Below are 12,466 nucleotides of genomic sequence, written 5' to 3'. Positions count from 1 at the left end.
TCACTTCCTCGTGGTTCGCCGAGCTGTGGCGGCGATGGCCACGACGCCGACCAGGAACGCGACCAGCCCGATCAGGAACCACAGCTTCTGCCCGGTCATGAAACTGCCGGTGATCACGCCGGCGCCCTGCAGGATCCAGACGGCTCCCACCAGCACCAGCACCGCGCCGACGGCCAGCGTGATCCAGCGTTTCACCGGGTTCCTCCTAGGTTTTCCGTGGTGGTCTTCGCGACGAGGTCGTTGCGGTAGGCGTAGACCACGGCGTGCACGCGGTCGCGCAGGCCGAGCTTCGCGAGCACGCGCGAGACGTGCGTCTTCACAGTCTCCTCGCCGACGTGAAGCCGGCGTGCGATCTCGGCGTTGCTCCGCGCGTCGGCGATGAGCAGCAGCACTTCGCGCTCGCGGGACGTGAGCCGCGCGAGCTCCGGCGGCTCGGCGGCGCGGGGTTCGAGGCTGGTGGCGAAGTGCGCGATGAGCCGGCGCGTGACCGACGGGTCGATCAACGCGTCCCCCCGCGCCGCGACGCGCAGCGCAGCCACCAGCTCCTCGGGCGCGAGGCTCTTGAGCAGGAAGCCGCTGGCGCCGGCGCGCAGGGCGCGGTAGACGTACTCGTCGGCGTCGTAGGTGGTCAGGACCCGCACGCGGGTGTCGTTGCCGGGGGTGGTGAGGATGGCCTCGGTGGCGGCGAGGCCGTCGAGGCGCGGCATGCGCACGTCGAGCACCGCGACGTCCGGCTGGAGGCGCTGGGTCTCGGCCACGGCTTCGCGCCCGTCGGCCGCTTCGCCGACGCACTCGAAGTCGGCCTGCGTGTCGAGGAGGGCGCGCATGCCGGAGCGGAACATCGCGTGGTCGTCGGCGAGCAGCACGCGGATCATGCGACCTCCAGGGGGAAATGAGCTTTGACCTGCCAGGTGTTTTCGCGGCGGCCGTAGGTGACTTCGCCGCCGAAGAGCGCCACGCGCCGGCGGATCCCGGCGAGTCCGCGGCGGGCGCCGTCGCGTGGGGGCGGGGGTTCGCCGGCCTCGTTGGTGACGGTGAGGACGATCTCCGTGCGCCGGTGGTCCAGCTCGACCTCGACGAGGCCGGTGCCGTGGCGCAGGGCGTTGGTGAGGGCTTCCTGCGCGATGCGGTAGAGGGCGACGTCGAGTGAGCCGGGGATTTCGCGGACGTCGCCCTGCACCGTGAGGCGCACGGGCAACCCGGCGGCGCGGACGGTGCCGAGCAGCTCGTCGAGGTTGTCGAGCCCCGGCTGGGCGGCTTCGTCGCCGCGCGCGTGCAGCAGGTCCAGCAGCCGGCGCAGGTCGGCCATCGCCGAGCGGCTCGCGGACTCGACGGCGCCGAGGGACTTGTGGATCGCCCCGTCACCGGCCGGCAATCCGAGCCGGGCCGCGCCCGCGTGGACGCCGATCGCGCTGACGTGGTGGGAGATCACGTCGTGCAGATCACGGGCGATCGTCTCGCGCTCCTCCTGCACCGCGCGCCGGACGGCTTCGGCTTCGTGCCGTTGGCGGGTTTCCGCTTCGCGCTCGAGGTCGGCTATGTAGGCGCCTCGGGCCGTCGTGTACCGCCCGACGAGCCACGGCAGCAACGCCGAGACCGCCATGCTCACCCCGATCAACGCCGGGTTCGCCCCCCGGCCACCCCCGAACAGCTCACTCGCCCCTACACCCACCAGCATCGCTGCGAGCGCGGCCACCGCCGGGCCGGTCCGGAGCCACGCCCCGGCCCGGTACCCGGCCACGAGAATGCCCGCGTTGTTGCCCACGACGAACCCGGTGCACGTACACAACAGCAAGGGCGCGGCGGCGAAGAGGACGGCATGCGCCCCCGCCACCCAGCCGGCGTACCGCGCCGCTCCGGCGAGCGCCCCGTCGACGACCACCGCCCCGGCCAAAACCACCCAGCCCCGCCAACCGGCCTCGGGGAGCGGCCCGCGCAGGGAGAACAGAGCGACGTCACAGACCAGACAGACCAGGGCGACGAGCAGGGCTTGCCGTGCCAGTGAGCTGCTGATGTCGCGCACGGGGTCAACCTACGCAGGGGGGTGGGGTTGTGGGGCGGTTTGGGGGAGGGGCCGCACGGTTGGCTGGGTTGTTCGGGGTTTTGGGGACCGCTCGCGGCGGGCGGGTGGTGCGAGAGGACTGGTCAGGTCGAGCCCGCCGTGCGAGAGGTCCGGTCGCGCCGGCTTGTGTGCGCGAGGGAACCGGTCGCACGAAGGTCTCAACCGCGCCGGCGCCCCGTCCCGGTGGTGGTCGGGACGGGGCGCCGGCAGGGGGACCCGGGCGTCAGTTGTTGCCGTATCGACGACGTCCCTGGCCGGGTTGGCCGCCGGTGCCAGGTTGGGTCGGGCGGGTGGCCGTGGTGGCGGGCTCGAGGGAGGTGGCGGTGGCGGTGGCGCCGTCGAGTTTGGCGAGGACGGTGACGTTGTCGCCGGTTTTCGGGGTGGTGGTGGGTTTCTGGGTGGAGGCGTCCAAAACGTAGGTCTGCTTGTAGCCGTCCTTGCTGGTCAGCGTGACGGAGGTGGCGCTGATCTCCGTGATGGCGCCGGTCTGGAGGCGTTCGGTGGTGTAGCCGCCGGTGGGGGCGGTGACGACGAAGTCGCCGTGGAGGGCGTTGCGGAGGGCGGCGGCGCCGCCGAAGGCGCCCGGGCCGCGTTGGCCGCCGAAGCCCTGGCCGCCGCGGAAGCCGCCTGGCCCACCCGGGCTGCCGGGGGACTGCTGGGCCGAAGCGTCATTGGCGCTCGTGCCGGCCCAGATCGCGAGGCCGCCGCCGACGGCGATGACCACCGCGACGCCCGCGGCGATGGCCGTTTTGCGGCCCGACCACGACTTCTTCGGGGTGGCCGGTGGCTCACCGCCAGGCGCGCCCCACGTGGCGCCCTGTGCTGGATCGGTCGTCATGGCGAAAGTCCTCCGGGAGACGGTGGCTGTCGGACCGAGCGTCGTGGTCGCCGCTGTGTGTGAGCTGTGTCCGGAGTGGGTTGAGGCTGTGTGCCGCGCGCCCGGCGAACGGCGCACAGGAAACCCACAGCCGCCCCACAGCTCGGCCTGAACAGCGGACCCGAAGATGGCACTATGAGCAGCATGAACGCGACGTCGCCCGGCCGGGGCAAGGACGAGCTGCGCCGCGCCGACGGCAGCCCCGTGCGGGTACTCGTGGTGGACGACGAGTCGACGCTGGCCGAGCTCGTCGCGATGGCGCTGCGCATGGAGGGCTGGGAGGTGCGCAGCGCGGGAGACGGCACGGAGGCCGTGCGCGTGGCACGCGACTTCCGCCCCGACGCCGTGGTGCTCGACGTGATGCTGCCCGACTTCGACGGCCTCGAGGTGCTGCGCCGCATGCGCGCCGAGGCGCCGTTCCTGCCGGTCCTGTTCCTCACGGCCAAGGACGCCGTCGAGGACCGCATCGCCGGGCTCACCGCGGGCGGCGACGACTACGTCACCAAACCCTTCAGCCTCGAAGAAGTCGCGCTCCGGCTGCGGGCCCTGCTCCGGCGGGCCAACGGTGTCACCGGCGCCAGCGGGTCGCAGCTCGTGGTCGGCGACCTGACGCTCGACGAGGACAGCCGCGAGGTCCACCGCGGCGGCGACCTCGTGCCGCTCACCGCCACGGAGTTCGAGCTGCTGCGCTACCTCATGCGCAACCCCAAGCGCGTGCTGAGCAAAGCCCAGATCCTCGACCGCGTGTGGAGCTACGACTTCGGCGGCCAGGCCAACATCGTCGAGCTCTACATCTCCTACCTGCGCAAGAAGATCGACGCCGACCGCGAGCCCATGATCCACACGATGCGTGGCGCGGGGTATGTCCTCAAACCCGCCGGCTGAGCGCCGCGCGCACCGGCCGTGGTCGCTGCGGCGCCGGCTGATCGTGCAGCTCGCGGCGTTGCTGGCGCTCGTCTGCCTGGTCGTCGGTGTGGTCACCGAGCTCGCCCTCAACGACTTCCTCGTGGGCCAGCTCGACAAGCGCCTCGCCGCGGCCACCGACCGCGGCTTCCGCAGCGGTGACCGGCCACAGTGGCCCTACGGCGACAAACCGCCACCCGACCCGCTGCGTGTGCTCGGCCAGGGCGACGGCACGCTCGCCGTGCAGGTCCACGCCGGCACGGTCCGCGCGGCCGTGCTGAACTTCGGCCCGACGCCGCCGTCGAAGGCGAAACCGCCGCTCGAACCGGTCAGCTCGGCCCAGCAGAAGATGCTGCTCGGCCTCCCGCCCGACGGCCACCGCCGCACGATCGACCTCGGTGGCGACCTCGGCGAGTACCGGGTGATCGCGTCGTTCTCGCCCAGCGGGGACTTCTCGGTGGTCGGCCTGCCGCTCGCTGACGTCTCGGACACGTTGTGGCGCCTGGGATTCATCTTCGGCGGCGTGGCGCTCGGCGGCATCCTGGTGGCGGGCGTCGCCGGCGCCGTCACGATCCGGCGCACCATGGCGCCGCTCGACCGGCTCGCCGCCACCGCGTCACGCGTGTCGGAGCTGCAGCTGGACCGCGGTGAGGTCGCGCTTTCCGAGCGAGTGCCCGAAGTGGACACCGACCCGCGCACCGAGGTGGGCAAGGTCGGCTTCGCCCTCAACCGCATGCTCGGCCACATCGCCAACGCGCTGAAAGCCCGCCACGCCAGCGAAAGCCGCGTGCGCCAGTTCGTCGCCGACGCGAGCCACGAGCTGCGCACGCCATTGGCCGCCATCCGCGGCTACGCCGAGCTCACCCGGCGCAGCAAGGAGCAGGTGCCGCCCGACGTCGCGTTCGCCATGAGCCGCGTCGAGTCCGAGTCGGCGCGCATGACGACGCTGGTGGAGGACCTGCTGCTGCTCGCGCGCCTCGACGCCGGGCGCCCGGTCGTGCCCGAGCCGGTGGACCTCTCGCGCCTGGTCGCCGACGCCGTGGCCGACTCCCACGTGGCCGGCCCCGACCACAAGTGGCGGCTCGAGGCGCCCGGCGAGCCGATCAGCGTGCTCGGTGACGCGGGCCAGCTGCACCAGGTCGTGCTCAACCTGCTGGGCAACGCCCGCACCCACACCCCGCCCGGCACCACCGTGACCACGGCTCTGTCCACTCAGGACGGCTGGGTCCGCCTGTCGGTGCTCGACGACGGCCCCGGCATTCCGCAGGAGATCCTGCCCGAGGTGTTCGAGCGCTTCGCCCGCGGCGACAACTCCCGCTCGCGTGCGGCCGGCAGCACCGGCCTCGGCCTGGCCATCGTCGCCGCGGTGGTCGCCGCACACCGCGGCCGTGTTTCGGTGTTCAGCGCGCCCGGTCGAACGGAGTTCGTCGCCGTGTTCCCGCCAGTTCCGTGACGCGGCTCTCACCCAGTCGTGAATTTCTCACAGGACGCGCACAGCGGACCCACAAGGCAGCCACAAACCACGTCCAGAGCATGACCGCATGACGAGTGCCCTCACCGCGTCCGGACCGACCACAGTGGACCCGCCGACGCCGCCCGCCGGGCCGAGGTGGGTCCGGCCCGCGGTCGCGGTGCTCCTGCTCGCGACGGCCGCGCTGTATGTCACCGACGTCGCCATTTCAGGCTGGGGCAACGATTTCTACGCCATGGCCGTGCAGGCCGGCACTGAGAGCTGGCAGGCGTGGTTCTTCGGCTCGCTCGATCCGGGCAACGTGGTCACGGTCGACAAACCCCCGTTTTCACTGTGGGTCATGGGACTTTCGGGACGCCTCTTCGGCTTCTCGAGCTGGAGCATGCTGGTGCCCGACGCGCTCGCGGGCGTGGCGTCCGTCTGCCTCCTCTACCTCGCCGTGCGCCGGCTCTCGGGCCCCGGCGCCGGGCTGCTCGCGGGCTCGGCGCTCGCGTTGACGCCCGTCGCGGCCCTGATGTTCCGCTTCAACAACCCCGACGCGTTCCTCGTGCTGCTGCTCGTCGCCGGCGCCTACTGCGTGGTGCGGGCGCTGGAGGAGGCGAGCACGAAGTGGCTGATGCTCGCGGGCGTCGCCGTCGGGTTCGGGTTCCTCGACAAGATGCTGCAGGCCTTCCTGGTGCTGCCGGCGTTCGTGCTCGCCTACGCCGTGGCCGCGCCGACCTCACTCGCCCGCCGCGTCCGGCAGCTGCTCGCCGCGGCCGGTGCGGTGCTCGTGTCGGCCGGGTGGTGGGTGCTCGCCGTCGCGCTGTGGCCCGCGGCTGACCGGCCCTACATCAGTGGCTCGACCGATAACAGCGTGCTGGAGCTGGCTTTCGGCTACAACGGCCTCGGCCGGATCTTCGGGCAGGGCCACGCCGGCGGCGGCGCCCGCCCCGAGCTGACCGCGAACCTGCCCGCCGACCTGCTCGAGCGGGCCGGCGGCTTCCGCGGCTTCGGCGGCGGGACGGGCCTCACGCGGCTGTTCACCGAGCAGTTCGGCGGCGAGGCGTCGTGGTTGCTGCCCGCCGCGGTGATCGGGCTGGTCGCCGGGCTGTGGTTCACCCGCCGCGCTCCCCGTACCGACCGCACCCGGGCCGCGCTGCTGCTGTGGGGCGGCTGGACGGTGGTCAGCGTCGTGGTCTTCAGCTACATGAGCGGCATCATCCACCCGTACTACACGGTGGCGCTCGCCCCTGGAATCGCCGCGACCCTGGGCATCGCGGCGCGCGAGCTGTGGCGCGGCCGCGGCCACTTCGGCCCGCGCGCGGTGCTCGCGCTCATGCTCGCGAGCACGGCGGTCTGGGCGTTCCTCCTGCTCTCACGCACGCCCGAGTGGCAGCCGTGGCTGCGCTTCACCGTGCTCGCGCTCGGCGCCCTCGGCACCGCGGCCGTGCTCTTCGGCGCCGATTCGCTGCGCCGCGCCGGGCCGGTCGTGGCCGCGCTGGGGCTCGTGGCGGCGCTGCTGGGCACGGCGTCGTTCACCGTCGCCACGGCCTCGACCGGGCACACCGGCGGCACGCCGTCGTCGGGACCGGCCGGTCAGCGGGCGGGCGGGTTCCGCGGCGGCTTCGGCCGCGCCACGCAGGCGTCCACAGTGGATCTTGATCGACTTCTCCAGGCGACCACCACGAAGTGGGCCGCCGCGCAGACCGGTGCCATGCAGTCGGCCGGACTCGCGCTGAGCAGCGGCAAGCCGGTGATGGCCATCGGCGGGTTCAGCGGCAGCGACCCGGCGCCGACGCTCGCGCAGTTCCAGCAGTACGTGAGCGCCGGCCAGGTCCACTACTTCATCGGCGGCGGCCGCGGTGGGTTCGGCGGCGGCCGCGGCACCGCCGGTCAGATCACCACGTGGGTCGAACAGCACTTCCCGGCGACGACCGTCGGCGGCGCGACCGTCTACGACCTCACGAAAAACTAACGCCCGCGTTCGCTCCACAGAGGACGAAACACGGCAGCGCGGCGGGCACGCGACCGGCGAGCCACGCCGCGAGCGGCACCGCCGCGGCCGGCTCCACGGCCAATCGGAACTCGGCCCACAGCCGGTCGCGGGCGGCCAGCAGCTCCGCGTCGCTGACCAGCACGGACGTGACGTTCGGGGCGTTCAGGATCCGGAAGGGCACTTCGCCCACGCGGGTCGCACCCAGCGCCGACGCGGCCACGGAGTCGAGCTCCACGTCCACCGGCTGACCGGCCTCCAGCGCGGCGTGCAGCGCCTGGCACCGCTCGGGCTCCACGGCGAACACGCGTCTGCGGTTGGCGGCCAGCGCCGTGCCGGCCGCCAGACCGCCCCCGCCGACGGCGACCACCACGGCGTCGACGTCCGGGTCGTCCGCGACGATCTCGGCGGTCACCGTGCCCTGGCCGGCGACCACGTCGGGGTCGTCGTAGGCGGGCAGGTAGCGCGTGCCGGGCTCGTCGCCCACGGCCAGCGCCGCGGCCGCCGCCTCGGCGTAGGTCGCGCCGTGGCGGATCAGCTTCGCGCCCGCGGCCTCGATCCCGGCGGCCTTCGCGGAGGGCACCGACTCGGGCACGTACACGACCGCGGGCACGCCGAGCGCGTGCGCGGCCGTCGCGACGCCGAGGCCGTGGTTGCCGCCCGACGCCGTGACGACCCTCCGCGGAGTGGGCCCGGCCAGCAGGGCGTTGACGGCGCCGCGCAGCTTGAACGAACCACTGCGCTGCAGCTGCTCGAGCTTGAGCACCACGGGCCGACCGTCGATCTCGGTCCGTAGCTGAGGCGTCCTCCGAACGTGTGGCCGGATGCGGTTCGCGGCTGCGGCCACGTCGGCGGGGGTCGGCGTACGCGGTGGTGTGCTCATATCGTCCATCTTCGTCCTGGGACACGCGGTCTCGAAGCGTTGTCGGGATCTTGTGCCAGTCGCTAAGCTCTCGCGCGGAAGAACCAAGGACCGGCCGGTCTCGTCCGTCACGGTACGGGTCTCACTGTGCGTGTCGAGTTCTCAACGCGGTCCCTCTTCGTGGTGTCAGCCGTTCGATCGAAAGCTCCTTTGTGTACAGATGTCCGCTCGCGGCGCGGTGAGCGGAGGAACGGAAGGTGACGCTGATGCGCCACGGCAGGACCCGGCCCCGGTCGGCCGGTGCGCGGGTGCTGTCGAGACTCGGCATCCGCGGCAAGCTCAACCTGCTGCTCCTGCCGCCGCTCGCCGCCGTGCTGGTGGTGTCCGTGCCCTTCGTGGTCAAGCAGGCCGGCAGCGTCACGGCGGCCGACGACACGGTGCGGGCCGCATGGGACACGCAGGAGCTCAGCGGGCTCGTCTGGCAGCTGCAGCGGGAGGGGGTGCTCGCCGCCGCGTTCGTGGCGTCGCCGGCCACGACCGACACCGACCTCGTGCACCAGCAGCAGACGGTGGACGCCACCGTCGGCCAGGTGCGCGTCGCGCTCGGCGCCGACGCGCCGGCCGAGCTGAAAACCGCGCTCGCCCGCGTCGGCTCACTGGGTGACGAGCGGCAGAAAACCTTGCGCCGCAGCATTTCCGCCGAACGCATCGCACGCACGTACGACACCGTGGTGAGCGCCGTGATCGACGGGCTGCGCCTCGTGCCGCGCACCACGGCCGACAACGAGGGCGCCCGCGAGCTCTCCGCGCTCGAGGCCCTGCTGCGCGACGACGAGGAGGAGTCGCTGCGCGTGACCGCGCTGGTCGTGGCGGCCCAGTCGCGCTCGGCCGGAGAGTCGCTTCTGGACGAAACGACCCAGCGCGCCCAGGTCCACCTCGACCGGTTCACGCAGCTGGCCGGCCACGACCAGGCCGCGCTCGTGGCCGATGTGGACTCCGGCCCCGCGGCGCACCGCGTCGACCAGCTCGCCACCCAGCTGCCCGAGCAAGACGACCAACCCGAGCCGTTCGTCCGCGACGTCGTGGCCGCGGGCCAGCAGCAGGCCGACGAACGCCGTGCCGCAGCGGGGCGCGTGACCGCTGAGATCAACACCGCCGCCGGCGAGCGCGCGGACGCCGCGACCCGGCTGGTCTGGCTGGTCGGCGCCGGCGCGGCCGTCCTCTTCGGACTCGTCGCGTTCCTCGCGCTGGCCGTGAGCCGCTCGATCGCCGAGCCGCTGCGCCGCCTCACCTCGGCCGCCACCTCCGTCGCCGACCTCGCCGACGCCGAGCTCGTCCGCGTCGGCGACACCGAGGCCGACGACGACCAGGCACCCCGCCCGGCGACGATCGACGTCGCTTCCGACGACGAGCTCGGCGAGCTCGCCACCGCGTTCAACCGGGTCCAGACCACTGCCGCCGCGCTGGTCGAACGCCAGACGCTGACGCGGCGCAACACGAGCCTCATGTTCGCGAACGTCGCCAAGCGCACGCAGAACCTCGTCGGCCGGCAGCTCGCGCTCGTGGACGAACTCGAACGCCACGAGCAGGACTCCCGCGCGCTCGCCGGGCTGTATCGGCTCGACCACCTGTCCGCGCGCCTGCGCCGCACGGCCGACAACCTGCTCGTCATCTCCGGTACCCACGACGACAACCCGATCTCCGGCCCGATCCAGCTGTCGACGGCGGTGCGCGCGGCACTGGCGGAGATCGAGGACTTCCCGCGCGTGAGCCTCGGCGAGCTGCCCGACGTGCAGCTGGCGTCCTCCCTCGGCGCCGACCTCGTGCGGTTGTTCGCCGAACTGCTGGAGAACGCGACGTCTTACTCCGCGCCGACCACGTCCGTCGAGGTCGAGACGGAGTTCAGGGACAACGGTGATCTGGTCGTGGCCGTCGTGGATCACGGCATCGGCATGAGCGCCGAGCTGCTGGCGCGGGAGAACCGGCGGCTGCTCGAACGCGAACGCCTCGAACTGGCGCCGACGAGCGTGCTCGGCCTGTTCGTAGCGGGTCGCCTCGCCCGCCGGCACGGCCTCGGCGTGGAGCTCACGCCGACGCCGGGCACCGGCGGGGTCACCGCGCGCGTGACGGTGCCGTTCGGACAGTTCGACCGCACCGACGTGCCGGCTGACGAGCCGCCGGTCGTGGTGACCGCGGCCGCGGCCGAGACCGCGGACCTGTTCGACGCCCCCCGCGTGCCCGAACCCCTGCCGGCGCCGGCGATCGCCGTGCTGGCCACGGCTTCGCTCGGGTTCACGTGGTTCCAGGACCCCGAGCCTGAACTCGAGCCGGAATCGCCCGAGTGGCCCGACGCCGAACCCGACGAACCGGCCGCCTTCCGCCTCGACGGCGACGACCTCGCCACCGCGTTGTCGGCCGACCCCGCCGAATCCGAGCCCGAGCCCGATCCGGTCGAGTCCGTGCCGGCGCAGCAGACGGTGGAAACCGCCGTCGCGCGCGCGAAAGAACTGGCGGCCCGGCTCGAACGCGGCTTGGCCACGAAACAGTTCGCGCCCGTCGACCCGGAGCTCGTGCGCCGTGTCCCCGGTGCGCAGCTGGCTCCCGGCCTGAAGGCGCAGCAGACGATCCGCACGCCGCTGCGCGCGGTCCGCCGCGGCCTGCGTGATCCGGCCGCCGAACGGGCAGTCTTCGATTCGTACTCCGACGGCGTGGCCAAGGCAGACGCGTCGCGAGCCACCGCCACCGCCAACGCAGGAGGAGAGACATGACGATCCCGAAAGTCAGTGCCGAGGCGCAGAACTTCAACTGGCTGGTCAACCGCTTCGCACTGCACACCGCCGGCGCGATCGCCGCCCTCGCGGTGTCGTCCGACGGTCTGCTCATCGCCATGTCGCAGGAGCTGGTGCGCGCCAACGCCGACCGGCTGGCCGCCATCTCGTCCGCGATGCTCGGCCTGGCCCAGGGCGTCGCCGACAGCCACCCGCTGGGCTCGCCGGACAAGGTGATCGTGGAGCTCGAACGCGGTTACCTGCTGGTCTGCACCATCAGCGTCGGCTGCTCGCTCGGGGTGCTGGCCAACAAGCAGGCCAGCCTGGGCACGATCGCGTACGAGATGGCGATGTTCGCCAACCGCGCGACGGAGGTGCTCACACCCGCGTTGATCGAGGAGCTCAAGCAGGCCGTCGGGGCCTGAAGCGGCTCTGCTACAGTGGACAACGGACTCCGCGCGGCGTCCACCCTGTGAACCTCCCCAGGGCCGGAAGGCAGCAAGGATAAGCAGGCTCTGACGGGTGCGCGGGGTCCCCTTTCTTTTCGGGGGCCTGTTCCGGGGGCTTTCAGAAGATCCCGAGCACGTCCTCCGGCGGCTCCGGCGACGCGACCGGCTCGGCGTCCCGCACCGGCGAGGCCTTCCCCCGCAGCTTGCGCAGCTCGTCGCCCGCCACGCAGCGCGCCGGGTAGGGGGAGGAGGCCGCCTTGCGGGTCAGCACGTCGACGGGCAGCGGCTCGCGCGAAGCGGCCACCACGACGTTGCCGAAGCGCCGCCCGCGCAGCACGCCGGGCTCGGCCAGCAGCAGCACGTGCGGGAACACCTCGCCGGCCGTCGCCAGGAACCGGCGGACGAAGGCCAGGCCGGGGCCGTCGGTGACGTTCGCGAGCATCAGCCCGCCACCCCGCAGGACCCGGGCGACGTCGGCCACGAACTCGACCGTCGCCAGGCCACCGGCGAACGACGCCCGCTCGAACGCGTCCACCACCACGAGATCCGCCGAAGCGTCGTACCGCGACGCGACGCCCTCGCGGCCGCCCTCGATCCGCACCTTCAGCCGCGCCACGCTGCGCAGGTCGAGCTGCTCACGCACCAGCTCGATCAGCGGCCCGTCGGCGTCGAACACGAGCTGCCTCGACCCGGGCCGCGTGGCCGCCACGTACCGCGGCAGCGTGCACCCGGCACCGCCCACGTGCAGCGCGTCCAGCGGTCCCTCGGGCAGGCAGTCGACCACGTCGCCGAGCCGCCGGACGTAGTCGAACTCCAGGTTCGTCGGATCGTCGAGGTCGACGTACGACTGCGCGACCCCGTCGACCGAGATCAGCCACGCGTTGGGCCGATCGGCGTCCGCGAGCAGCTCGGCGGTCCCGAACCGCACCGGGTACTTCCCCGGCCGCGGCCCGCCCTTGTCACGGCTGCGAGCAGAACGGCTCACGGGGTTCCTCTCTTCGGACGAGTCTGTTCGAGGGTACTCAGGACAGGTTGCGGGAACTCGTGAAACACCTTCGCGTCCACGTCGATAAGGGGTCGGAAGATCCTTTACCGATGT

At 72.7% G+C, this 12,466-nt stretch carries 11 protein-coding genes and 1 other RNA gene; 6 read left to right on the top strand and 6 right to left on the bottom strand.

What is annotated here, in order from left to right; translation table 11 throughout:
- The 4 genes from ACWEOE_RS32900 to ACWEOE_RS32885 form a co-directional block, all read right to left on the bottom strand.
- Entirely contained in the window at positions 1–195 is a 195-nt protein-coding gene (locus ACWEOE_RS32900; RefSeq protein ID WP_452016091.1) for a hypothetical protein, read from the bottom strand.
- Positions 192–875 carry a response regulator gene (locus tag ACWEOE_RS32895; RefSeq protein WP_452016089.1) on the bottom strand — a complete coding sequence of 228 codons (684 nt, stop codon included), beginning with the start codon at positions 873–875 and terminating at the stop codon, positions 192–194. The genes ACWEOE_RS32900 and ACWEOE_RS32895 overlap by 4 nt, the downstream gene beginning before the upstream one ends.
- Positions 872–2,023 (bottom strand): sensor histidine kinase, encoded by a 1,152-nt coding sequence (locus tag ACWEOE_RS32890; RefSeq protein WP_452016087.1) that lies wholly within the window; start codon positions 2,021–2,023, stop codon positions 872–874. The genes ACWEOE_RS32895 and ACWEOE_RS32890 overlap by 4 nt, the downstream gene beginning before the upstream one ends.
- A 262-nt stretch (positions 2,024–2,285) precedes the next feature.
- Positions 2,286–2,900, bottom strand: coding sequence for a hypothetical protein (locus ACWEOE_RS32885; RefSeq protein ID WP_452016085.1), 615 nt, complete (start codon positions 2,898–2,900; stop codon positions 2,286–2,288).
- Positions 2,901–3,074: 174 nt separating this feature from the next.
- Here ACWEOE_RS32885 and ACWEOE_RS32880 point away from each other — a divergent pair, with 174 nt between their 5' ends.
- From ACWEOE_RS32880 to ACWEOE_RS32870, 3 genes are all read left to right on the top strand, one after another.
- Entirely contained in the window at positions 3,075–3,824 is a 750-nt protein-coding gene (locus ACWEOE_RS32880) for a response regulator transcription factor (protein ID WP_285971785.1), read from the top strand.
- A complete protein-coding gene (locus ACWEOE_RS32875) occupies positions 3,802–5,295 on the top strand; it encodes a sensor histidine kinase (protein ID WP_452016083.1) in 1,494 nt (497 codons plus the stop codon). The genes ACWEOE_RS32880 and ACWEOE_RS32875 overlap by 23 nt, the downstream gene beginning before the upstream one ends.
- Before the next feature lie 88 nt (positions 5,296–5,383).
- Positions 5,384–7,270, top strand: a complete 1,887-nt coding sequence (locus ACWEOE_RS32870; protein ID WP_452016081.1) for a glycosyltransferase family 39 protein — start codon at positions 5,384–5,386, stop codon at positions 7,268–7,270.
- Here ACWEOE_RS32870 and ACWEOE_RS32865 read toward each other — a convergent pair.
- Positions 7,257–8,171: a serine/threonine dehydratase gene (locus ACWEOE_RS32865; protein ID WP_452016079.1), complete on the bottom strand. Its 915-nt coding sequence runs from the start codon at positions 8,169–8,171 to the stop codon at positions 7,257–7,259. The genes ACWEOE_RS32870 and ACWEOE_RS32865 overlap by 14 nt on opposite strands.
- Before the next feature lie 245 nt (positions 8,172–8,416).
- Between ACWEOE_RS32865 and ACWEOE_RS32860 the strand changes: the two genes are divergently transcribed.
- The 3 genes from ACWEOE_RS32860 (at position 8,417) to ffs (ending at position 11,459) form a co-directional block, all read left to right on the top strand.
- Positions 8,417–10,918, top strand: a complete 2,502-nt coding sequence (locus tag ACWEOE_RS32860; protein ID WP_452016077.1) for a nitrate- and nitrite sensing domain-containing protein — start codon at positions 8,417–8,419, stop codon at positions 10,916–10,918.
- Positions 10,915–11,343, top strand: coding sequence for a roadblock/LC7 domain-containing protein (locus ACWEOE_RS32855; RefSeq protein ID WP_452016075.1), 429 nt, complete (start codon positions 10,915–10,917; stop codon positions 11,341–11,343). Before ACWEOE_RS32860 ends, ACWEOE_RS32855 begins: the two co-directional genes overlap by 4 nt.
- A 21-nt stretch (positions 11,344–11,364) precedes the next feature.
- Positions 11,365–11,459: signal recognition particle sRNA small type (ffs, locus tag ACWEOE_RS32850), an RNA gene on the top strand.
- 26 nt (positions 11,460–11,485) lie between these two features.
- Here ffs and ACWEOE_RS32845 read toward each other — a convergent pair.
- Positions 11,486–12,352 (bottom strand): spermidine synthase, encoded by an 867-nt coding sequence (locus tag ACWEOE_RS32845; RefSeq protein WP_452016073.1) that lies wholly within the window; start codon positions 12,350–12,352, stop codon positions 11,486–11,488.
- Positions 12,353–12,466: the final 114 nt, after the last annotated feature.

Source organism: Amycolatopsis sp. NPDC004368 (genome assembly GCF_053602515.1).
The sequence above is the reverse complement of the archived record's forward strand: the minus strand, read 5'-3'. Positions and strand labels throughout refer to the sequence as shown.

What these genes read in the sequence shown, in the direction of transcription:
- ACWEOE_RS32870 (WP_452016081.1), top strand. Translation starts at nt 5,384, where the DNA reads ATGACGAGTGCCCTCACCGCGTCCGGACCGACCACAGTGGACCCGCCG.
- ACWEOE_RS32865 (WP_452016079.1), bottom strand. Translation starts at nt 8,171, where the DNA reads ATGAGCACACCACCGCGTACGCCGACCCCCGCCGACGTGGCCGCAGCC.
- ACWEOE_RS32860 (WP_452016077.1), top strand. Translation starts at nt 8,417, where the DNA reads ATGCGCCACGGCAGGACCCGGCCCCGGTCGGCCGGTGCGCGGGTGCTG.
- ACWEOE_RS32875 (WP_452016083.1), top strand. Translation starts at nt 3,802, where the DNA reads ATGTCCTCAAACCCGCCGGCTGAGCGCCGCGCGCACCGGCCGTGGTCG.
- ACWEOE_RS32885 (WP_452016085.1), bottom strand. Translation starts at nt 2,900, where the DNA reads ATGACGACCGATCCAGCACAGGGCGCCACGTGGGGCGCGCCTGGCGGT.
- ACWEOE_RS32855 (WP_452016075.1), top strand. Translation starts at nt 10,915, where the DNA reads ATGACGATCCCGAAAGTCAGTGCCGAGGCGCAGAACTTCAACTGGCTG.
- ACWEOE_RS32880 (WP_285971785.1), top strand. Translation starts at nt 3,075, where the DNA reads ATGAGCAGCATGAACGCGACGTCGCCCGGCCGGGGCAAGGACGAGCTG.
- ACWEOE_RS32895 (WP_452016089.1), bottom strand. Translation starts at nt 875, where the DNA reads ATGATCCGCGTGCTGCTCGCCGACGACCACGCGATGTTCCGCTCCGGC.